This is a genomic window from Pseudomonas sp. yb_2, assembly GCF_043103905.1.
Lineage (GTDB): Bacteria > Pseudomonadota > Gammaproteobacteria > Pseudomonadales > Pseudomonadaceae > Aquipseudomonas > Aquipseudomonas alloputida.
In genome coordinates this window covers 1-21,927 of record NZ_JBICKH010000082.1, presented here as the reverse complement: position 1 = coordinate 21,927, position 21,927 = coordinate 1, and the positions used below count along the sequence as shown (strand labels likewise).

Sequence of the window (21,927 nt, the reverse complement as noted above, 5' to 3'; positions counted from 1 at the left end):
CTGTGGGAGCGGGCGAGCCCGCGAAGAGGCCGGTACAGATTTACATCGAACCCAGGTTCAACGCCTGTGCACAGGCCTGCAGCGACCGGCGCTCGCTTTGCGCATACAGCGCCAGCTCATCCTGTACCTGCAACCCCAGCGCCGCTTCGAACGCTTCGCGGTTGGCGTTGCTGCCGTATTCGGCCTGCGCATCGTCGCCCAGGTTGGATTGGAAGATCCCCGCCGCACTCACCGGCAGGAAGTCCTCGTACACCAGCGCCTCGAAGTGCACGTGGCCCGCGTCGATCAAGCCTTGCAGGGTGGTCGGGCGGCCTTCCTGGTCGCGTGCGGCCAGGCCTTTCTCGGTGGCGAAGTAGCGGAAATATGCGAGGCCCTGTTCGCGCATTTGCGCCAGGTCATCCGGGAACTCGGCAAAGTTTGCCTGTAGCAGCGCCATGTAACGCTCGGCATTGGCTTCGGCCGGAGCGCCACCCAGCGCAGCGCGGGTAGCGTCGAGCAACTTGTCGTAAAGCTGGCGACCTTTCGGCGTCAGCGCCGCGCCGCGTTGCTCGATTTCGCCAAAGCGCGCGGTGTGGCTGCCTTCGCGGCCTTGTTGGTCGCGGAAGGCGACCGTTTCCTGCAGGGCCTTGAAGCTGGTCTGGCGCAGCAGGATCGGGTGGCGGCGGGTGGGCGGGCCTTCAACCACGGCCTTCGGCGGGATGCCCTTGGCAGGCATGCCGAGCTGGATTGCATCGATATCCAGGGTACGCGGGGTCAGGTGGTTGATGTGCGGGCCCTTGAAGGCCACCACATCGGCGATCAGGCGGTGTTGGTCGTGCAGCTGCTGGTATTGCTCGGCCGTGACGGTAGCGTCCTGGTGCCAGCGGAAGGTGTGCAGCGCTTCCTGCACGAACGTCTCTGCATCCGCGGCGTCAAGGCCACCCTCGCGCTCACACTGGGCGATCAGTTCGAGGGCGCGGGAGGTGAAGATCTGGCGCTTGGCCAGGATGCTCTGTGCCAGCTCGCGCAACTGCGGGTTGTCGATCAGCTCCAGGCGCAGCAGCGAGGTGAACACACGGAACGGGCTGACATGCAGCGATTGCTCGTGCACCGCGCGAAAGGCAGTGGAATGCACCGGTACGCCAGCGGAGCTGAGGTCATAATAGCCGACCGGTTGCATGCCCATGACGGCGAACAGGCGGGCGATGGTGGCCAGTTCTTCGGCGGTGCCGACGCGGATGGCGCCGTGACGTTCCTGGTCCAGGCGCTCGATTTCGCCGGTCCAGCGCAGGGCCTCTGCCACTTCGGGTTGCTGGGCCATCACCTGCTGGTTGATTTCGCTCACCAGCTCCAGCAGCGTGCCGTACAGCGGCACTTCCTGTTTGTACATGAGCGACATGGCGGCAGAGAACTGCGCGCGGATGCTGTCTGGGCTGACGAAATCGTTGGCGGGCATCGCTAGCTTCCTGGTTGGGTTCGGACGCTTACATGAAAGCTGGGAATGCACTTTGCTCACAAGCGAAAAAAAGTGAGTGTGTCATTCCTTTTTTGATCGACCTCGACGGCCCTTTCCCGGCTAAAGCCGCGCCTACGCGGTCCCCGTAGGAGCGGCTTTAGCCGCGAAGAGGCCGTCAAACCTGCAACTGCTCGCCAATCCATTCCACCAGCGCCCGCACCTTTGGCACCTCTGCCGCATGCTCGGCATACGCCAGGTAATGCGCTCCGGCACTGCGCATTGCATGGTTCCACGGCACCACCAGGCTACCGTCGGCCAGTTCCTTCGCCGCCAGGTAGCGCGGCACCAGCGCTACCCCGCACCCGGCCTGTGCTGCACTCAACGCCATATAGAACGTATCGAAGCGCGGCCCGTGGTAAGCGCTGACGCTCTGCAGGTCCTGCTCCAGGAACCACTCATGCCAGGCCTCCGGGCGCGAGGTGCTTTGCAGCAGCACCAGCTCGGCCAGCTCCTCGGCACCGGCCAGCTTGCGCCCGGCCAGCAGCTCTGGCGCACACACCGGCACCACCTCCTCGCGAAACAACTCCACGCAAGTGGCCCCCGGCCAGGTGCCCTGGCCATAGAAGAACACCACGTCAGCCGAGCCTTGCAGCAGGGCGAACGGCTCCATCTCGTTGCGAATGTCCAGGTGGATATTGCCGTGCCGTTTGCCAAACCCCTTGAGGTGCGGGATCAACCAGCGCACGCCAAAACTCGGTTGAGTGGCTACCTTCAATATCTCGGTCTGCTCGCCGTAGGTGAGCACATAGCGGCTGGACATATCCACCTGGGTCAGGATTTTGTTGACCTCGGCCAGGTACAGGCTGCCGGCCGGGGTCAGCTGCAAGCGCCGGCGGATGCGCAGGAACAGGTGGTGGCGCAGCATGTCTTCCAGCTGCGCCACCTGCTTGCTGACCGCGCTCTGGGTCAGGTGCAGTTCTTCGGCGGCACGGGTAAAACTCAGATGGCGGGCTGCAGCTTCAAAGCACTGCAGGGCGGTCATGGAGGGTACCAGGCGTTTTGACATAGCGGTCTCTGCGGCTCAAATCATTACCTGACGGAATGATATGCGGAATAAAGGTCGTTTGTTGTACCTATGTGATCGGATTAATACTGATCCACATCATTTTTCCACCCCATCACCGATGTAGGAGATGCACAAATGGTTGCTGGATTGCTCGAGCGCCTTGGCGTTGCCGCCGAGGCTTACACCCAGGGCGACTACCCTGTTCACACGCCGATCGACGGCAGCCAGATCGCCTCGGTGAAACTGCTCGGCAAGGCCGAGACCATCGCCCGCATCGATCAGGCCCAGAGCGCCTTCGAAGCCTGGCGCAGTGTGCCGGCTCCGCGCCGTGGCGAACTGGTGCGCCTGTTCGGCGAAGTGCTGCGTGAGCACAAGGCCGACCTCGGCGAGCTGGTCTCGATCGAAGCCGGCAAGATCACCCAGGAAGGCCTGGGTGAAGTGCAGGAAATGATCGACATCTGCGACTTCGCCGTTGGCCTGTCGCGCCAGCTGTACGGCCTGACCATCGCTTCCGAGCGCCCGGGCCACCACATGCGTGAAACCTGGCACCCGCTGGGTGTGGTCGGCGTGATCAGCGCCTTCAACTTCCCGGTTGCCGTGTGGGCCTGGAACACCGCCCTGGCCCTGGTGGCCGGCAACTCGGTGGTATGGAAACCGTCCGAGAAGACTCCGCTGACCGCCCTGGCCTGCCAGGCGCTGTTCGAAAAAGCCCTGAAAGCCTTCGGCGATGCTCCGGCTGGCTTGGCACAACTGGTGATCGGCGGCCGTGAAGCTGGCGAAGCCATGGTCGACGACCCGCGCGTACCGCTGGTCAGCGCCACCGGCAGTACCCGCATGGGTCGCGAAGTCGGCCCACGCGTTGCTGCCCGCTTCGGCCGCAGCATCCTGGAACTGGGCGGCAACAACGCCATGATCCTGGCCCCGAGCGCCGACCTGGACCTGGCCGTGCGCGGCATCCTGTTCTCGGCTGTCGGCACTGCCGGCCAGCGTTGCACCACCCTGCGCCGCCTGATCGTGCACCGTTCGATCAAGGACGAAGTGGTTGCCCGCGTCAAAGCCGCCTACGGCAAAGTGCGCATCGGCGACCCACGTAAAGACAACCTGGTCGGCCCGCTGATCGACAAGCAGTCGTTCGACGCCATGCAGGGCGCACTGGCCAAGGCCCGCGACGAAGGTGGCCAGGTATTCGGTGGCGAGCGTCAGCTGGCCGACCAGTACCCGAACGCCTACTACGTTTCGCCAGCCATTGCTGAAATGCCGGCGCAAAGTGACGTGGTGCGCCACGAAACCTTCGCACCGATCCTGTACGTGCTGGCCTACGACGACTTCGAGGAGGCCCTGCGCCTGAACAACGAAGTGCCACAAGGTCTGTCGTCGTGCATTTTCACCACCGACATCCGTGAAGCCGAGCGCTTCCAGAGCGCCTCGGGCAGCGACTGCGGCATCGCCAACGTCAACATCGGTACCAGCGGCGCCGAGATTGGTGGTGCGTTTGGTGGCGAGAAGGAAACCGGCGGTGGCCGTGAGTCGGGCTCGGATGCCTGGAAAGGCTACATGCGTCGCCAGACCAACACCGTGAACTACTCGCGCGAGCTGCCGCTGGCGCAGGGTATCGTGTTCGACTGATGTATTGATGCTGCATGGCCGGGGGCCTGGCCCCCGGTTCGCGGGTAGACCCGCTCCTACAGGGTTCGTCCAAGCGACACCGACCCCTGTAGGAGCGGGTTTACCCGCGAAAGGGCCGCCCTGCGGCCCCAACAAGAACAAATTGCTGGAGCCGGCCATGTCCGAACTGCGTCAACAATGCTTGTGGGAACACGTCAGCAAACCGACCGTCGCCGCCCAGGCCCTGGCCGGTGAGCACAAGGCCGATGTCTGTGTGATCGGCGGCGGTATTACCGGCCTGTCGGCGGCCATCCACCTGCTCGAACAGGGCAAGTCGGTGATCGTGCTGGAGGCCTGGAAGATCGGCCACGGTGGCTCCGGGCGCAACGTAGGCCTGGTCAACGCCGGCACGTGGATCCGCCCCGACGACGTCGAGGCCACCCTTGGCCAGAAGCAGGGTAGCCGCCTGAACAAGGTGCTTGGCGAAGCCCCGGCTGAAGTGTTCGCCATGATCGAGCGCCTCGGCATCGACTGCCAGGCCCAGCACAAAGGCACGCTGCACATGGCGCACAACGCCACCGGTATCGCCGACCTCGAAGCGCGTCACGAACAATGGCGCCGCCGAGGTGCCGACGTCGAGCTGCTGACCGGTGCCCAGTGCCAGGAATACTGCGGTACCGACAAGATTTCCGCTGCGCTGCTTGATCGCCGTGCTGGCACCATCAACCCCATGGGCTACACCCAGGGCCTGGCGGCTGCTGTAACGCGCCTGGGCGGCAAGATTTTCCAGCAGTCTTCGGTCGAAGGCCTGGAGCGTGAAGGTGATGGCTGGCGAGTGAAGACTGCGCGTGGCGCTGTGCGCGCCGAAAAGGTGGTGATTTCCACCGGCGCCTACACCGAAGGTGACTGGAGCAACCTGCAGAAGCAGTTCTTCCGCGGTTATTACTATCAGGTAGCCTCCAAACCGCTGCAGGGCATCGCAGCCGACAAGGTACTGCCACATGGCCAAGGTTCGTGGGACACCCGCACCGTGCTCAGCAGCATCCGCCGCGACGATCAGGGCCGCCTGCTGCTCGGCAGCCTGGGCCGGGTCGACAACAAGCCAGCCTGGTTCGTGCGCAGCTGGGCCGATCGCATCCAGAGCCACTATTACCCGGAGCTGGGCAAGGTCGAGTGGGAAATGCACTGGACCGGCTGCATCGACTTCACCCCTGACCACCTGATGCGCCTGTTCGAGCCGGCGCCTGGGTTGGTGGCGGTGACTGGGTACAACGGGCGGGGTAACACGACCGGCACCGTGATTGGCCGGGCGTTTGCCGAGTTCCTGCTCAAGGGCGAGGCGGACAGCCTGCCGATTCCGTTTTCGCCGATGAGCGGTGTGAGCGCGCCTTCGCTGCGGACAGCGTTCTATGAGTCCGGTTTTTCGCTGTACCACGCGGGGCAGTGCCTGAGGGTTGTGTTGTAAGTACTGGCCTCTTCGCGGGTAAACCCGCTCCTACAGGTTCACCACAGCCCTCTCAGGCGGTGCACTACTTGTAGGAGCGGGTTTACCCGCGAAGAGGCCGGCACAGGCTCACTTGTGCAACCAACTCAGGAAGCCACCCTTCTTGATTGAAGCCGGCTTCTGCAACAACAACGACTCCCGGCTCTGCCGCCGGAACCGCTGCAATTTGCTCAACGCCGTCTGCACTTCGCCACGCTGCTGCAAACAGCTCTTCACCTGTTCCTTGTCGATCCGGTACAGCACGCAACTGGTCAGCGTGCGGAATTCGGCCAGCGAATCTTCTTCGTCGATGATCCCCTCGATCCCCAGCACCTCACCCGGCCCCATGCGTCCGGCTTCCAACAGTTTGTCTCCGTCGCGCACCGAGGCCGATACCACACCGCTGCCAATCACCAGCAGATGATCGGAATGCTCGCCCACCCCCAGGATCACCTGGTCCGCCAGGTACTCGACTGCAGTCATGCGCTGGCTCAACGCATCGCGCTCTTCGTCACTCAGCGAGCGGAACACTCGCACCTCATCCAGCACCTCGCGCTGGCGGCTGCGCGGCGGCACGGCCAGGTCGACGTTCCACATCACCCCGCTGGCCTCCAGGTGCCGGTGCGCCAGGTCGAACAGCTGGTTACGTGCATCGCCCTTGGCGCCCGCATCGGCCACGAAGCCGCTGGCCTCGTACTCCACCGACTCCAGAGTCGAGGCCTTTACCGTCACCTTCGGCTTCGGGGTTGCAAGGATGGCACTGACGCCCTGCAAGGCTTTTTCCAGCGCATCGAACACGCGCTTGGGCCGCACCTTGGCCGGGACCACCACGCTGATCGATACGCCGTGCACATCGGCCGGGCGACTGTGGTTGAGCAGCCGCGCCTTGGCCGCTACCGAGTTGGGGATCACCGCCAGGCTGCCGGTACCGGTCAGCAGGCGCGTGGCGCGCCAGTCGATATCCAGGACCTTGCCTTCGGTACCGTCGATGGAGATTGAGTCGCCAATCTGATAGGGCCGCGTGGTGTTCAGCACGATGCCGCTGAAGACGTCAGCCAGTGTGCTCTGCAGCGCCAGGCCGATGACGATGGCCATTACCCCGGAGGTGGCCAGCAGGCCCTTTACCGGCAGTTGCAGCACGTAGCCTGCGGCCGCGACCACGGCGGCGAGGAAGATCAACGCCCCCAGCACATCCTGCAGCAAGCGCCCGCCATGGCTGCCACGGGCCACCAGCAACAGGCCGAATACCACGGTTACCGTGCGCGCACCGAACAGCCACCAGCCGATGGCCAATACCGTGGCCATCAGGTTGCGCGAGACATCGTCGGGCCACGGCGGTGGTTGCAGCGGGCTCATGCCAGCGGCCATCAGCACTGAGCTGAACAGCAGGAAGATCACCAGGCGCGCGCTGATGCGCCAGGCATGGTGCTGAATGGGGATCAGTTGCCAAAGCACGAGGTCGAGCAGGATCAAGGCGCAACCGAGCAACAACGGGGACGACTGGATGAACGCCAGCATGGTGATCTCGGGGGTGAGGGGAGGGCTGTGGGTAGTAATAGAGCAGGTTTGCCAGGCAGGCAATGCAAGCCTGTGCTGGCCCCTTCGCGACTTGCCCGTTCCCACAGGTAAAGCGCTGGTTTTGAATCTTGTGCGATCCCTGTGGGAACGGGCGTGCCCGCGAAGAGGCCAGCAAAACCAACGCCAATCTATCGTTCCTAAAACAGAACGCTAAAGGCAAAAACCACTATCTACCGCTCCAAAGGTGGTGGTTTTAATCTTCTCCCATCAACGCGAAACACCCAACTTACTGAACATCAAAACCCTTAGGAGCTACCCCCATGACCCACTTCAAATACAACCGCCTGAACAAAGACGACGCCGCTGTACTGCTGGTTGACCACCAGGCGGGCCTGCTGTCCCTGGTGCGGGACATCGAGCCGGACGCGTTCAAGAACAACGTGCTGGCCCTGGCCGACCTGGCCAAGTTCTTCAACCTGCCGACCATTCTTACCACCAGCTTCGAGCAAGGCCCCAACGGCCCACTGGTGCCAGAGCTGAAAGCCCTGTTCCCGGACGCCCCTTACATTGCCCGCCCTGGCCAGATCAACGCCTGGGACAACGAAGACTTCGTCAAGGCCGTGAAGGCCACTGGCAAGAAGCAACTGATCATCGCCGGCGTTGTGACTGAAGTGTGCGTAGCTTTCCCGGCCCTGTCGGCCCTGGAAGAAGAGTTCGACGTGTTCGTGGTCACTGATGCCTCCGGTACCTTCAACGCCATGACCCGCGACGCCGCCCACGACCGCATGAGCCAGGCAGGTGCGCAACTGATGACCTGGTTCGGCGTGGCCTGTGAGCTGCACCGCGACTGGCGCAACGACATCGAAGGCCTGGCCGCGCTGTGCTCCAACCACATCCCGGACTACCGCAACCTGATGACCAGCTACAACGCCTTCAACGCCAACAAGTAAGCGCAATTGCCGCGGGCACCGCCAATCGGTGCCCGCCCAGGGCAGCACACCTATTCAATCCAGCGCCCGTCCGCCGTAGCACAGTGGATGCGGGCAAGCTCATCCCAAGGAACGCCGATGAACACCGCACTCCATGACAACCGCGAAGTGGTCACCGTATGCCTGCAACACAAGGTGCTTGATGGCTCGCCGGGCACCCCGGCAGCGCAACCGCCGCGCTGGAAGCAGGCACTGCTGACCTACCTGGTGATCTGCCCGATGACCATGGTCATCCCGCAACTGCTGGCGCCGCTGTTTGCGCGCTTCCCGCAGCTGGGCGGCGTGATTACCGGCAACCTGATCGTCAACCTGTTCGTCATCCTGCCCGTGGTGTTCTACATCATGCCTTGGGTAACCCGCCGCTGCGCCAACTGGCTGCGCGGCTGAGCCGACGCCTTCATCTCGACACTTTCAAGGAGATACCGCTATGAGCACGTTCGTTACCCGCGATGGCACTTCGATCTATTTCAAGGACTGGGGCAGCGGCAAGCCCGTGCTGTTCAGCCACGGCTGGCCGCTGGATGCCGACATGTGGGATTCGCAGATGGAGTTCCTGGCCAGCCGCGGTTACCGCGCCATCGCCTTCGACCGCCGGGGTTTCGGCCGCTCGAGCCAGCCGTGGAACGGTTACGACTACGACACCTTCGCCGATGACATTGCCCAGTTGATCGAGCACCTCGACCTGCGCGACGTCACCCTGGTGGGCTTCTCGATGGGGGGCGGTGATGTCAGCCGCTATATCGCCCGCCACGGCAGCGAGCGGGTGGCCGGGCTGGTGTTGCTGGGCGCGGTGACGCCAGTGTTCGGCAAGCGTGACGATAACCCTGACGGTGTCGACCTGTCGGTGTTCGAGGGCATCCGGGCCGGCCTGCGTGCCGACCGCGCGCAGTTCATCGCCGATTTCGCCACGCCGTTCTACGGCCTGAACCATGGGCAGCAGGTGTCCCAGGGTGTGCAGACGCAGACCCTGAACATTGCGCTGATGGCGTCCATCAAAGGCACCCTGGATTGTGTGACGGCCTTCTCGGAGACCGATTTCCGTCCGGACATGGCCAAGGTCGATGTGCCGACGTTGGTGATCCATGGCGATGACGACCAGATTGTGCCGTTCGAGACCACTGGCAAGCAGGCGGCGGAGCTGATTCGTGGCGCCGAGCTGAAGGTGTATGCCGGGGCGCCGCACGGTTTTGCAGTGACTCATGCGCAGCAGCTGAATGAGGACTTGCTGGCGTTCCTTCAGCGGTAATTGTGGGAAACATTCGCGGGTAAACCCGCTCCTACAGACGTTGTAGGAGCGGGTTTACCCGCGAAGAGGCCGGCCCAGGCAGCAAAAAGCTTGACCAGGGCTAACCTTCTTCAACCCACCGCACATCCATTCAAGCCCAGGCCTTGCATCAACCGGCATGCTTCGCAGTCCCCCTGCCGGCCCCTAGTCGGAGAAGCCCATGTCCCAGGATCGCAACGACAAGACCCGTCGCCAGTTCCTCGCCACCAGCACTGTGCTTGGTGCCGCTGGCGCACTCTGGTCCGCATTGCCTTTTACCGGCCAAGCCGGTTCCGCTCACGCATCCACGCAAGGAGGTTCCATGACCGCCGACCTGATTCTGTTCAACGGCAAACTGCACACCGTTGACCGCGAAAAGCCCACCGCGACCGCCGTCGCCATCAAGGACGGCCGCTTCATCGCCGTGGGCAGCGACGCCGAGGCCATGGCCCACAAGGGTGCCGCCTCGCAGATCATCGACCTCAAGCAGCGCACGGTGATCCCGGGCCTCAATGACTCGCACCTGCACCTGATCCGTGGCGGTCTGAACTACAACCTCGAGCTGCGTTGGGAAGGGGTACCGTCAGTGGCCGATGCCCTGCGCATGCTCAAGGACCAGGCTGCGCGCACGCCTACCCCGCAGTGGGTGCGCGTGGTCGGTGGCTGGAACGAATACCAGTTCGCCGAAAAGCGCATGCCCACCCTGGAGGAAATCAACCAGGCCGCACCCGACACCCCGGTGTTCCTGCTGCACCTGTACGACCGCGCGTTGCTCAACCGCGCCGCGCTCAAGGCCGTCGGCTACACCAAGGAAACGCCGAACCCGCCAGGTGGCGAGATCCAGCGCGACAAGTTCGGCAACCCCACCGGCATGCTGATCGCCCGCCCTAACGCGATGATCCTCTACGCCACGCTGGCCAAGGGGCCTAAGCTGCCGCTGGAGTATCAGGTCAACTCCACTCGCCAGTTCATGCGTGAACTCAACCGGCTGGGCCTGACCAGCGCCATCGACGCCGGCGGCGGCTACCAGAACTTCCCCGACGACTACTCCGTGATCCAGGAGCTGGCCGACAACGATCAATTGACCGTACGCATCGCCTACAACCTGTTCACCCAGAAGCCCAAGGAAGAACTGGACGACTTCAAGAAGTGGACCTCCAGCGTCAAGCTGCACAGCGGTACCGACTTCTTGCGCCACAATGGCGCGGGCGAAATGCTGGTGTTCTCTGCCGCCGACTTCGAGGACTTCCTCGAGCCGCGCCCGGACCTGCCGCAGACCATGGAAGAAGAACTGGAGCCGGTGGTGCGCCACCTGGTCGAGCAGCGCTGGCCATTCCGCCTGCACGCCACCTACAACGAATCGATCACGCGCATGCTCGACGTGTTCGAGAAGGTCAACCGCGACATTCCATTCAACGGCCTGCCCTGGTTCTTCGACCACGCCGAAACCATCACCCCGCAGAACATCGAGCGCGTGCGTGCGCTGGGCGGTGGTATTGCCATCCAGGACCGCATGGCCTTCCAGGGTGAGTACTTCGTCGACCGCTACGGCGCCAAGGCCGCCGAGCAGACCCCGCCGATCAAACGCATGCTCGAGATGGGCGTGCCGGTTGGCGCGGGTACCGATGCCACTCGGGTGTCCAGCTACAACCCATGGACCTCACTGTACTGGCTGGTCAGCGGCAAGACGGTCGGTGGCATGGAGCTGTACCCGGAAGGCCTGAGCCGTGACACCGCGCTGCAACTGTTCACCCAGGGCAGCGCCTGGTTCTCCAGTGAGCAAGGCAAGAAAGGCCAGATCAAGGTGGGCCAGCTGGCTGACCTGGCAGCATTGTCGCTGGACTTCTTCAGTGTCGATGAAGAGGCGATCAAGGGCATCGAGTCGGTGCTGACCATCGTTGATGGCAAGGTGGTGTACGGTGCTGGCGAGTTCGACAAGTTTGGCCCACCGCAGGTGCCGGTGCTGCCGGAGTGGTCGCCGGTGACCAAGGTGCCTGGGCACTGGCGTGTCGGTACGCCATCGTTGGCAGCCGCGGTGCACCAGTGCTCGGGGCCGTGCGGAGTGCATGCACACAGCCATGACAAGGCGCGCAAATCGAGTGTTCCGGTCAATGACTTCCAGGGCTTCTGGGGGGCGCTGGGCTGTTCGTGCTTCGCTTTTTAAGCTGAGCTGATGTTAAGAGCGGGGGCCAATGACTGGCCCCTTTTTTGTGTCGTCAGTGCCGGCCCTTTCGCGGGTAAACCCGCTCCTACAACGGTAGACACACACCGGGTGTTGGGCACAGGCCGTTGTAGGAGCGGGTTTACCCGCGAAAGGGCCGCAAAGGCCAGCATCAATGGTGTGCCTTATGCTCCCCACCAGCCAATAGATGCCGAATCCGCACCTCAACCCCATCGGTCTGCAGCATCCTGACCCGCGCCTCGATCTTCAGTTCACCACGGGTCACCCGGTGGTGATGTCGCAGATGCTCCAGCCACGATTCCTCGAAGAAGAACTCCAGCCACAACGCCGGATCAGCACTGTCCCGCATCAACCCCCACGACAATGCGCCATTGCGCTTGCGCATCGCTTCCAGCTCCCGCGCCGCCTGCTGGAAGGCCTCGGCCTTGGTGGGGGCGATGTGGTACTCGACGGTGACCATCACCGGTCCGACTTCCTTATCCATGTCATCGCTTAACACCGGCACCGGCCAATGCAGCGACGGCGTCAGCTCTTCTGCCTCGGTTTCCGGCAGCGCCACCTTGCAGGTCAGCAAGGTACCCAGCGCCAGGCCGCCTGCGGCCACCAGCAGGCTGAAGGTGAGCGTTGCATGGCTGGCCAGCGTGCCCCACAGCAGGCCACCACAGGCCATGGCGCCGAAGAAAATCAGAATGTATACCGACAAAGCCCGCGCCCGTACCCAGGCTGGCACCGAAGTCTGTGCAGCCACTTGCAGGTTGGACAGCACCGCGATCCACGCCGCGCCACTGAGCAGCATCGCGGGCAGCAGCGCATAGAAATTGCGCACCAACGCCAGGGCCAGCAGGAACAGGGCATACAACAGGCTGGCCAGTAACACCAGCCGGTCACGGCTGATGCGCTCACGCAGGCGCGGCAGCAAGGTGGCACCCGCCACTGCGCCAATACCGATGGCCGCCAGCAGCAGGCCGAAGTCCGCTGCAGTGCCGTGCATCTCGCCACGCACGATCAGTGGCAGCAGCGAAGTGCCGGCGCTGGCGCAGAAAAAGAACGCCAACGCGCGTAGCATCACGGCCTGCAAAGGCTTGGCACTGCGGGCAAAGCGCAACCCGGTGCGCATGGCGCCAACGAAGCGTTCGGCCGGTAGCAGTGGTTCCTTCACCTCGCGCTTCCACAGGAACAACACCAGGATCACACCCGCGAACGAGATGGCATTCAGGGCAAAGGTCAGCCACGGGCCGACCATGCTCACCACCACCCCCGCCAGTGCCGGGCCGATGGCCCGTGACACGTTGATGCCGACACTGGAAAGCGCCACCGCGTTGGCCAGGTCCTCCTTGCCCACCAGTTCCGGTGTCAGTGCGCTCCACGCCGGCATCATCAGCGCTGTGCCGATGCCCAGTGCCAGGGTCAGCACCAGCAGTAAGGTGACGTTCATCATCCCGAGCAAGGTCAGGGCCGCCAGCACGACCGCTACGCAAGACATCCACAGCTGCACCAGCAACAGGTAGCGGCGTTTGTCGACGATGTCCGCCGCTGCGCCCGCCGGCAGGGCCAGGAAGAACATCGGCAACGAGCCGGCTACCTGGATCAACGCCACGTGCAGCGGGCTGGCCGACAGCGTGGTCATCAGCCAGCCGGCGCCCACCTCGTGCATCCAGGTGCCGATGTTGGAGGCGATGGTGGCGATCCACAGCATGCGGAAGGTGGTGTTACGCAACGGGCTCCAGGCACCTGAAGGGGATGTACTCATGTCAGAAGCTGCCTTTGAGTGGGTATTCGATGATCAGGTAGATGCGGTCGATATCATCGCCCGCCTGGGCTTGGTTGGCGCGGTGGCTGACGTGGGAGAACGACAGGCTCAGGTCCTTGGCAGCCCCCGACTGCACCACGTATTTCAGGTCGATGTCGCGTTCCCAGTGCTTGCCGCCGTCGCCGTACTGGTTCACATAGGCGCCGCCCGCAGGCGCATGGCTGCCGTCGATGCCGCGGCCGCTGACATAGCGGCCCATCAGGCTCAGGCCAGGTGCGCCGAGGGTGGCGAAGTTCAGGTCATAGCGCAGTTGCCACGAGTGCTCGCCAGGGCCGTTGAAGTCGGCGTACTTGATCGCGTTGGCCAGGTAGATGGAGTCGCCGCCGACGAAGTCGAACGGGGTGTCGCCCTCGACCTTCTGGTAGGCCAGGCTAAGCGCCTGGGCGCCGAAGCTGTACCTGGCCAGCAGGCTGTAGGCGAGGGTGTCGATCGCCCCGGCGCTGGCGTTGCCGGTGTCGCGGGTTTTGTACAGGTTGCCGTCCAGGCGCCAGTTGCCCTCGGCCAGGTTCAGGTTGAGGTAGGCCTGGCGCCAGGTGTTTTCCAGCTGCCCGGCATACACTGCGGCGCCGAACGGCCCGTTGGGTGCGAAGGTGGCACCGGCCAGGCTGATGGCCCGGTTGTGGGTGGTCGCGCCGTAGCCGCTGAAGTCGTCGTGGGTGGAGCTGTTGTCCTGGTTGTTGAAGGCAGTGAAACGCCCGGCCTGCAGGCGCCAGTCGGGCTGGTCGGTGTTTTCCACCCACCAGCCGGTGGCGTATTCCGGGTGCAGGCGTTTGTCACCGGTGTCGAACACCGGGGTTTCCACCATCATCTCGCCATAGCGCAGTTGGGTGTTGCCTAACTGCATTTTGAGCGCGGCACCGGCGCTGGAGTACTCGGACTCGGCGCGGCCATCGCTGTCGCGTGGCAGCAGGCCGGTGCCGCTATGGCCGCGGCCGCCGTCGAGCTTGAGGCCAAGAAAGCCATGGGCATCGATGCCGACGCCGACAGTGCCTTCGGTGAAACCGGAACGCACCTCGCCGATGAAGCCTTGGGCCCATTCCTGGCGATAGTTCTGGCCGCTGCCGGAGGGCGAGCGGAAGTCACTGTGCAGGAAATAGTTGCGGCTGAGCAGCGACCAGCCGGGCGCTTCGGCGTGGCTCAGCGCCGGCCAGAGGGCGAGGGTGGCGAGCAGGGCGCGGCCTGGTCCGTGTGTGGCGCGGATCATGGGGAGCTCCGGGGGATGATCCGGGACTGTGGAGCAAGGATAGGCCAGGGGTCTTGTAAGGGTGTGCTGGGGGAGCGGTTTACCTGTGCCGGCCTTTTCGCGGGCGCGCGCGTTCCTACGGGTTTGCCACTGGCCCCGAGCCTTGTGCAATACCTGTGGGAGCGGGCATGCCCGCGAAGAGGCCGGCTCAGCCAGCCAGGCACTCAAGCCATGTCGCTGATGGCGAACTCCTCAGCCAGATGATCGATCAGCGCTCGCACCGAAGGCAGCAACCCACGTCGCGATGGGAAGATCGCATGCACGATACCGCAACGCGGGTGCCAGTCCGGAATCAGCTCAACCAGACGTCCCGCCGCCAGATCCTCACGCACCGCCACCCGCGGCAAGTGGGCGATCCCCACTCCGGCCACCACGAAATGGCGCAGGGCAAACAGGTCGTCAGTCACCATGCGTGGTGTATGCGGGATGACGATGCTGCGGCTGTTGTCCTCACCCTGGAACAGTTCCCACTGGTACTCGCGCTGTGCACTGCCCCAATGCACGCTGGGTAGTGTGCCCAGCAGCTGTGGGTCAAACCCTTTGGGCAGTTGCGCCAGGTATTGAGGCTGGCCGACCAGGCACTGGGTGCTGTTGCTCAGCACCTTCATCACCATGTCAGTGTTCTCCAGCGGCGGAAAGCGCACCCGCAGAGCAATATCGAAGCCCTCGTGCAACAGGTCGACACGGCGGTTGGTACTTTCGATGAACAGCTCCACCTGCGGGTACTTGAGCATGTAGCGGGTCAGCATCGGCCCGACCCAGGAGTTGAGCAGAGTGGTCGGGCAACTGATGCGCACCAGGCCGCGCGGTTCACTGCGGTTGCGCTCGATGATTTCCGCCGCGCCCTCGGCCTCCACGCGCATGGCCAGGCAGCGGTTGTAATAGGCCTGGCCGATTTCGGTCAGCGAGCAGTGGCGGCTGGTGCGGTTCAACAGCCGCACACCCAGGCGGTCTTCAAGGTCGGCGATTCGCCGGCTGAGTTTTGACTTGGGCATGTCCAGCGCCCGCCCGGCCGGGGCGAAGCCGCCATGTTCGACGACCTGGGTGAAGTAGTAGAGGGAGTTGAGGTCTTCCAATGGTCGGTCTCCGGGTATTTGGTTGCCTGTGCCGGCCTCTTCGCTTGTAGGAGCGGCTTCAGCCGCGAAGAGGCCGACACAGCCCCTACAAATCCATCGTTCATAAATCAGAACGCTAAAGCCAGATTCTGCTAACTACCGCCGCAAAGGTGATGATTTTAATCTGTGCCCATCAACGCGAAACACCCCGGATTGCTGAAAAATTCATAACCCTTAGGAGCACAGACCATGAGCAAATTCACCTACAACCGCCTGAACAAAGACGACGCTGCCGTACTGCTGGTTGACCACCAGGCTGGCCTGCTGTCGCTGGTGCGCGATATCGAGCCAGACAAGTTCAAGAACAACGTGCTGGCGCTGGCTGACCTGGCCAAGTTCTTCAACCTGCCGACCATCCTCACCACCAGCTTCGAGCAAGGCCCCAACGGCCCGCTGGTGCCGGAACTGAAAGCCCTGTTCCCGGATGCGCCGTACATTGCCCGCCCTGGCCAGATCAACGCCTGGGACAACGAGGATTTCGTCAAGGCGGTGAAGGCGACCGGCAAGAAGCAGCTGATCATTGCAGGTGTTGTGACCGAGGTTTGCGTGGCGTTCCCGGCGCTGTCGGCCTTGGAGGAAGAATTTGAGGTGTTCGTGGTGACCGATGCTTCCGGCACCTTCAATGAAATGACCCGTGATGCCGCGCATGACCGCATGAGCCAGGCGGGTGCCCAACTGATGACCTGGTTCGGCGTGGCCTGCGAGCTGCACCGCGACTGGCGCAACGATGTCGAAGGGCTGGCTGCACTTTGCTCCAACCACATTCCGGATTATCGCAACCTGATGACCAGCTATAACGCGCTGACTGCGGGTAAGTAATCAACCACCAGCAACGTGCACAAAGGCCGGCTCTCTCTGTAGGGAGCCGGCCTTTCTTGTTTGCTGTACCGGCCTCTTCGCGGGCAAGCCCGCTCCCACAGGGATCGCGCAAGATTCAACGCCAGTGCAGTACCTGTGGGAGCGGGCGTGCCCGCGAAAGGGTCGGTGCAGGCGACTCAGTTCATGGGCTGTGACTCAATCCCATCCAGCAATGCCTCAACCAACCCTTCTGCCATTTCGAGTGCGTTCAGGTTGCTCCAGAACAGGCTCTTGCCTGTGTCATCCAGATGCTCCAGGGCTTTGTAGCCACAGTCGTAGGCGCCGCGCAGGTATTGGGCGACATGCACCAGGGCATCGTGGGCCGAGACGCCGGGGTTTACGGTAAACAATGCAGGATGGCCGGCATCGCAGCGGCTGAAAGAGCGTTGGGTGGTGTTGGGGAGGGGGGGATCCGGAACAATCTTTTTCATTGCAGTAAGCTCTCTAGGTTGTACTGCAACCATCCGTTTCCACGCGAAGGGTGGCAGTTGTACGCGGGGTGGAAAACCGGTGAGAGGCAACCCGGTAGGCCATACGGCCTCCCGCGCACAACTGCCATTGAAGACAGCACCTCAGATCAGACGGGTTTCCACACCCGATCGCTGAACCGACAGCGACCTGGTTAGCCTAGAGAGCAGGCCTTCCCCGGACAATCAGACGGGCGTCAACACGATGCGTAGGATAATTCCTCGGGATTGGCGCGAACGTAGGAAATGATTCGCGGGGAAGTAGGACCCCGCTGAGAATTAGACGATCTTGTGATGGTTTTTTGTGCGTAATGGCGGCGAGGTGATCGTCAGGAAATTGCATGATGGCTTCTAGGTGCCTGGCGATAGTTTTTGGGCGCCCATGAGATCGAGCGCCGCCCGCGCGGCGCATCGCGAGCAAGCTCGCTCCTACATTTGTTTCGGGCCAATTATTCCTGTGGGATTTGCGCGCGAACGCTTTGGCGCATGGCTCGATATCGTGTCGTACAAACAAGGCGGTCGCGCGCGCAGGCACAGGCGATACTGGCCCGAAACAGATGTAGGAGCGAGCTTGCTCGCGATGCGCCGCGCGGGCGGCGCTCGATCTCACACGCACTACAACCCTCAAGGCATGCGCCAAAAGGCTCAATCCGCATCCGAATCAAACAACCGCTCCAGCTCCACCCGCGCCTCCTTGGCCGTCTGCATCACCTTGGCCCGGTCATCACGCACTTGTCCCTGGGCCTCCAGCACCTCTTCGTCATGCTGGGTAAACCGTGCAATGCGGTCCGCCGCCTGTTCATCGCTCAGGCCCAACCCCACCAGTGCCCGGCGGGTCATTTCCAGGCTGGAGTAGAACGTCTCGCGAATCGGCTCGGCGCCCACATCCGCCAATTTGTGCACATGCTGGCGGTTACGCGCCCGGGCCAGCACCTTCAGGTGAGGGTACAGACGCTTCACCCGTGCGGCGGTATGAATGGCGGCTTCAGGGTCATCAATGGTGATGATGAAATACTCCGCTTCACCCACCTTGGCGGCGTGCAACACCTCCGGGCGCAGCGGGTCGCCGTAGAACACCGGCACCTGTTCGAACATGCGGGTCATCTCGATGGTGTCCACCGAGGTTTCCAGGGCAATGAACGGGATCTTCTGTGCCCGCAGGATGCGCGCGACGATCTGGCCCATGCGGCCCATGCCGACGATCACCACCCGCGGTGTATCCGTCTGGATCTGCTTGTACTGCTCGGGCACTTCACGCGCCGGTTGCGGGCGTTTGAGGGCGCGGGCGCAACCCAGCATCAGCAGCGGGGTGATGGCCATTGACAGGGTAATGGTCATCAGCAGCAGGTCGTAGGTCTGGGTATCGAACAGGCCTTGGTCCTTGCCCAGCTTGAACACCACGAAGGCGAACTCGCCACCGGCCGCCAGCACCATGCCCAGGCGCAGGGCGCTGGCGCTGTTCAGGCCGCCGACCAAGCGGCCGACGCCTATCAGCAACAGCAGCTTCACGGCCACCAGCAACAGGGTCAGGCCCAGCACCACCAGTGGCATTTCCAGCAGCAGGCGCAGGTTGGCGCCCATGCCCACGCTGATGAAGAACAGCCCCAGCAGCAGGCCCTTGAAGGGTTCGATCTGCGATTCCAGCTCGTGACGGTATTCCGAGTCGGCCAGCAGCAGGCCGGCGAGGAAAGCGCCAAGGGCCATGGAGATACCCGCTTCTTCCATCAGCCAGGCGGTGCCGATCACTACCAGCAGTGCGGTGGCAGTAGACACTTCTGGCAGGCCGGTGCGGGCCACGGTGCGGAACACCGGGCGCAACAGGTAGCGACCGCCGATGATCACCACGGCGATGCTGGCGAATACCTTCAGGCCGTGTTGCAGGCTGTCGCCTTGGCTGGTGTCCGGGCCACTGGCGGCCAGCAGCGGTACCAAGGCGATCAGCGGGATCGCGGCGATGTCCTGGAACAACAGGATGGCGAACGCCAGACGGCCGTGCGGTGCATTGAGCTGCTTGCTCTCGGCCAGGCTCTGCAGGCCAAGGGCGGTGGACGAAAGCGCCAGGCCCAGACCGAGCACGATGGCTGCTGGTAGCGTCTGGCTGAAGCCGAACAGGGCGATGGCGCCGATGACTGCGCCGGTCAGCACCACTTGGGCAGTGCCGACACCAAACACCGACTTGCGCATCAGCCACAAGCGTTTGGGCGACAGTTCCAGGCCGATGATGAACAGCAGCAAAACCACGCCCAGTTCGGAAATGTGCGCCACGCTTTCTGTGTCGCGGATCAGGCCAAGTGCTTGCGGGCCTATGACCACACCGGCGAGCAGGTAGCCGAGCACGGCACCCAGTTGCAGGCGCTTGGCCAGAGGGACGGCGAGGACGGCGGCAAGCAGGAAGATCACCGCGGTTTGTAGAAGGCTGCCTTCGTGTGGCATTGGCTCGTACTCCATGAGCTGCCGGGGCAGCGTTCGAACAGTTTGACGGACAATTCTGAGGGGTGGGGTGGGGTCAGACAATCATCTGACGGGAAGAAACATTGTCCTGTTCAGAGTGACGATCGGTGCCGGCGCTTACCTGGGCTCAAGGCCTGTGCTATCTCTGTGGGAGCGGGCGCGCCCGCGAAGAAGGCAGCGCTAATCGGACTGTTCACCGCCACCAAACTGTGCCCGATACTGCGCCGGCGTCATGCCAATTCGCTCAAAGAATACCTTGCGCATGTGTCGATCACTGCCAAACCCGCACTGCGCCGCCACCACCTTCATCGGCAGGTCACCGCATTCGAGCAGCTTGCGCGCACGGTCGATGCGCGCATTCTGCAGGTACTGCAGCGGCGTAATGCCCACCTCGCGCAGAAACGTCCGGGCAAAGTTACGCCCGCTCATGGCCACCAGTTCGGCCATTTTCTGCACGGTGAACGCCTGATCGATGTGGTCGACGATATAGGCCTGCACCCGGGCAATCGGCGAGTCATCGCGTGGTACCGCAGCCAGCAATGGCCCGTAGGGTGTCTGCCCACCCTGACGGTGGCGGGCTACCAGCAGTACCTTGGCTACTTCCAGGGCCAGCGCCTTGCCATGGTCCTCGGCGACCACCGCCAGTGCCAGGTCGATCCCTGCTGTGATACCGCCCGAGGTGATCAGGCAGCGGTCCATCACGTAAATCTGCTCGGTCTCCACCTTGGCTTCGGGAAACGCCTGTGCCAGGCGCTCCACGTAGTTCCAGTGGGTGGTGCAGCGATAGCCATTCAGTAACCCGGCCCGCCCCAGCAGGAACACCCCGGTGCAGATGGCACCGAAGCGCTTTGCCTGGCGCACGGCCTTGGGCAGCCAGCGCTCGATCCCTGGCAGGGCGATGTCATAGGCCCCAGGGCCGCCCGGCACCAGCAACAGGTCGACGGCCTCCGGCAAGTCTTCCAGGCGCCGGTCGGCCACTACCTTCAGGCCGCATGAGCCGCGTACCACTGCTTGCCCCTCGGCCAAGGTCAGCAGCCGATATTGCCGTGCTGCAGGCAAGAACCGGTTGGCGATGGCGAATGCATCCATGGGACCGGTGACATCCAGCAGTAACACATCGTTGAACAGCACCATGGCCACGGTGCGGTGGGCGGGTTTTTCCTGCATACCTCTTTCGCCTTGAATGCCGACCGCGGGTAGCGGCCAGAAGCTGAATACGAAACGCATCTTAAGGTATCGGCAAAACGCCCAGGGCCAGCAGCGCACAATTAACAACAATTCAGGTTTGGCTCAGGACTTCGTCATGTGCCGGGGGCGAGACTTTCTGCATTGAACAGGAGAGTCGCCATGTACCCTGGGACGCCCGAAGCGCCGCTGCAAACCCCCGGCGCACTCACGCCCGCGCGGCTGCGCCGGGCCAAGGAGCTGATGTTGCATAGCCCGTTGTCGATCATCGAGATCGCCGCGGTATGCAACCTTACCCGCAGCCATTTTTCCCGCGCGTTCAAAGTCAACACCGGCCTTTCGCCGCAGGCCTGGCGCCTGCTGGCGCGCATGGAAAAGGCCAAGCGCTTGCTTGCCACCGAGGCGCCTATCACCCACGTGAGCCTGGAATGCGGCTTTTGTGACCAGGCCCATTTCACCCGTGCTTTCAGCCGCCTGGTCGGCCAGCCACCCAAGGCCTGGCGGCAGGCGCAGACACTTTCTTAAGCCAATGCTATCCACCGGTATAACCCCTGCGGACAGTGCCGGCCCGTTATCCCAACCCAAGGAGTCACCCCATGAGCCAACCCGATTACAAGCGCCTGAACAAAGACGACGCCGTGGTGCTGCTGGTCGACCACCAGACCGGTCTGATCTCGCTGGTGCAGGATTTTTCGCCCAACGAATTCAAGAACAACGTGCTGGCCTTGGGCGACCTGGCCAAGTTCTTTGGCCTGCCGACCATCCTCACCACCAGCTTCGAGCAAGGCCCGAATGGCCCGCTGGTGCCCGAGCTGAAAGAGATGTTCCCGGATGCGCCGTACATTGCCCGTCCGGGCCAGATCAACGCCTGGGACAACGAAGACTTCGTCAAGGCAATCAAGGCCACGGGCCGCAAGCAACTGATCATCGCCGGTGTGGTGACCGATGTGTGCGTGGCCTTCCCGACCCTGTCGGCGCTGGCGGAAGGCTTTGAAGTGTTCGTGGTGACCGATGCCTCGGGCACCTTCAACGAAACCGTGCAGCAAGCGGCTTGGGTACGCATGACCCAGGCGGGTGCGCAGATGATGAACTGGTTCTCGGTGGCCTGCGAACTGCACCGCGACTGGCGCAACGACATCGAAGGGCTGGGTAACCTGCTGTCGCAGCGTATCCCCAACTACCGCAACCTGATGAACAGCTACGCAGCGCTGGCCTCGCGCTGATGTAAACCTGTACTGGCCTCTTCGCGGGTAAAC

Annotated in this window: 18 protein-coding genes; 9 read left to right on the top strand and 9 right to left on the bottom strand. The window is 63.1% G+C overall.

Annotated features, from left to right (window positions below; all coding sequences use genetic code 11):
- Window positions 1-40 precede the first annotated feature (40 nt).
- Entirely contained in the window at window positions 41-1,435 is a 1,395-nt protein-coding gene (locus tag ACF8FB_RS22780) for a VOC family protein (protein WP_004575228.1), read from the bottom strand.
- 175 nt (window positions 1,436-1,610) lie between these two features.
- Window positions 1,611-2,501 (bottom strand): LysR family transcriptional regulator, encoded by an 891-nt coding sequence (locus ACF8FB_RS22775; RefSeq protein ID WP_010955772.1) that lies wholly within the window; start codon window positions 2,499-2,501, stop codon window positions 1,611-1,613.
- Between the two features lie 135 nt (window positions 2,502-2,636).
- Between ACF8FB_RS22775 and ACF8FB_RS22770 the strand changes: the two genes are divergently transcribed.
- Together ACF8FB_RS22770 and ACF8FB_RS22765 are read left to right on the top strand one after the other, a co-directional pair.
- Window positions 2,637-4,127: an aldehyde dehydrogenase family protein gene (locus tag ACF8FB_RS22770; RefSeq protein ID WP_003253547.1), complete on the top strand. Its 1,491-nt coding sequence runs from the start codon at window positions 2,637-2,639 to the stop codon at window positions 4,125-4,127.
- A 157-nt stretch (window positions 4,128-4,284) separates the two neighbouring features.
- Window positions 4,285-5,571: an FAD-binding oxidoreductase gene (locus tag ACF8FB_RS22765; protein ID WP_010955771.1), complete on the top strand. Its 1,287-nt coding sequence runs from the start codon at window positions 4,285-4,287 to the stop codon at window positions 5,569-5,571.
- Window positions 5,572-5,679: 108 nt separating this feature from the next.
- Here ACF8FB_RS22765 and ACF8FB_RS22760 read toward each other — a convergent pair whose 3' ends face one another.
- Window positions 5,680-7,107: a mechanosensitive ion channel domain-containing protein gene (locus tag ACF8FB_RS22760; RefSeq protein ID WP_392509852.1), complete on the bottom strand. Its 1,428-nt coding sequence runs from the start codon at window positions 7,105-7,107 to the stop codon at window positions 5,680-5,682.
- 320 nt (window positions 7,108-7,427) lie between these two features.
- On the opposite strand from ACF8FB_RS22760, the gene ycaC (ACF8FB_RS22755) reads away from it, so the two are divergent.
- The 4 genes from ycaC (ACF8FB_RS22755) (at window position 7,428) to ACF8FB_RS22740 (ending at window position 11,524) form a co-directional block, all read left to right on the top strand.
- Window positions 7,428-8,057 carry an isochorismate family cysteine hydrolase YcaC gene (ycaC, locus tag ACF8FB_RS22755; protein WP_003253552.1) on the top strand — a complete coding sequence of 210 codons (630 nt, stop codon included), beginning with the start codon at window positions 7,428-7,430 and terminating at the stop codon, window positions 8,055-8,057.
- Window positions 8,058-8,174: 117 nt separating this feature from the next.
- Window positions 8,175-8,483, top strand: coding sequence for a hypothetical protein (locus ACF8FB_RS22750; protein WP_020193757.1), 309 nt, complete (start codon window positions 8,175-8,177; stop codon window positions 8,481-8,483).
- A 40-nt stretch (window positions 8,484-8,523) separates the two neighbouring features.
- Window positions 8,524-9,342 (top strand): alpha/beta fold hydrolase, encoded by an 819-nt coding sequence (locus ACF8FB_RS22745; protein ID WP_010955768.1) that lies wholly within the window; start codon window positions 8,524-8,526, stop codon window positions 9,340-9,342.
- Window positions 9,343-9,541: 199 nt separating this feature from the next.
- Entirely contained in the window at window positions 9,542-11,524 is a 1,983-nt protein-coding gene (locus ACF8FB_RS22740) for an amidohydrolase (RefSeq protein WP_392512069.1), read from the top strand.
- 169 nt (window positions 11,525-11,693) lie between these two features.
- Here ACF8FB_RS22740 and ACF8FB_RS22735 read toward each other — a convergent pair whose 3' ends face one another.
- The 3 genes from ACF8FB_RS22735 to ACF8FB_RS22725 all read right to left on the bottom strand — a co-directional run bounded on the left by ACF8FB_RS22735 (window position 11,694) and on the right by ACF8FB_RS22725 (window position 15,671).
- On the bottom strand, window positions 11,694-13,292 hold the full coding sequence (locus ACF8FB_RS22735) for an MFS transporter (protein WP_274143879.1): 1,599 nt from the start codon (window positions 13,290-13,292) through the stop codon (window positions 11,694-11,696).
- 1 nt (window position 13,293) lies between these two features.
- Window positions 13,294-14,556, bottom strand: coding sequence for an OprD family porin (locus ACF8FB_RS22730; RefSeq protein ID WP_392512067.1), 1,263 nt, complete (start codon window positions 14,554-14,556; stop codon window positions 13,294-13,296).
- Window positions 14,557-14,759: 203 nt separating this feature from the next.
- A complete protein-coding gene (locus ACF8FB_RS22725) occupies window positions 14,760-15,671 on the bottom strand; it encodes a LysR substrate-binding domain-containing protein (protein ID WP_010955764.1) in 912 nt (303 codons plus the stop codon).
- 228 nt (window positions 15,672-15,899) lie between these two features.
- Here ACF8FB_RS22725 and ycaC (ACF8FB_RS22720) point away from each other — a divergent pair, with 228 nt between their 5' ends.
- Window positions 15,900-16,529 carry an isochorismate family cysteine hydrolase YcaC gene (gene ycaC, locus ACF8FB_RS22720; protein WP_010955763.1) on the top strand — a complete coding sequence of 210 codons (630 nt, stop codon included), beginning with the start codon at window positions 15,900-15,902 and terminating at the stop codon, window positions 16,527-16,529.
- Between the two features lie 176 nt (window positions 16,530-16,705).
- Here ycaC (ACF8FB_RS22720) and ACF8FB_RS22715 read toward each other — a convergent pair whose 3' ends face one another.
- The 3 genes from ACF8FB_RS22715 to ACF8FB_RS22705 form a co-directional block, all read right to left on the bottom strand.
- Entirely contained in the window at window positions 16,706-16,999 is a 294-nt protein-coding gene (locus tag ACF8FB_RS22715) for a hypothetical protein (protein WP_392509849.1), read from the bottom strand.
- Window positions 17,000-17,680: 681 nt separating this feature from the next.
- Window positions 17,681-19,468, bottom strand: coding sequence for a monovalent cation:proton antiporter-2 (CPA2) family protein (locus tag ACF8FB_RS22710; protein WP_010955761.1), 1,788 nt, complete (start codon window positions 19,466-19,468; stop codon window positions 17,681-17,683).
- A gap of 198 nt (window positions 19,469-19,666) precedes the next feature.
- Window positions 19,667-20,653 carry a GlxA family transcriptional regulator gene (locus ACF8FB_RS22705; RefSeq protein WP_392509848.1) on the bottom strand — a complete coding sequence of 329 codons (987 nt, stop codon included), beginning with the start codon at window positions 20,651-20,653 and terminating at the stop codon, window positions 19,667-19,669.
- A gap of 180 nt (window positions 20,654-20,833) precedes the next feature.
- Between ACF8FB_RS22705 and ACF8FB_RS22700 the strand changes: the two genes are divergently transcribed.
- Together ACF8FB_RS22700 and ycaC (ACF8FB_RS22695) are read left to right on the top strand one after the other, a co-directional pair.
- The gene (locus ACF8FB_RS22700) at window positions 20,834-21,196 is read left to right on the top strand and encodes an AraC family transcriptional regulator (protein ID WP_020192890.1); all 363 of its coding nucleotides are present in this window, start codon (window positions 20,834-20,836) and stop codon (window positions 21,194-21,196) included.
- Window positions 21,197-21,267: 71 nt separating this feature from the next.
- Entirely contained in the window at window positions 21,268-21,894 is a 627-nt protein-coding gene (ycaC, locus tag ACF8FB_RS22695) for an isochorismate family cysteine hydrolase YcaC (RefSeq protein ID WP_003253573.1), read from the top strand.
- Window positions 21,895-21,927: the final 33 nt, after the last annotated feature.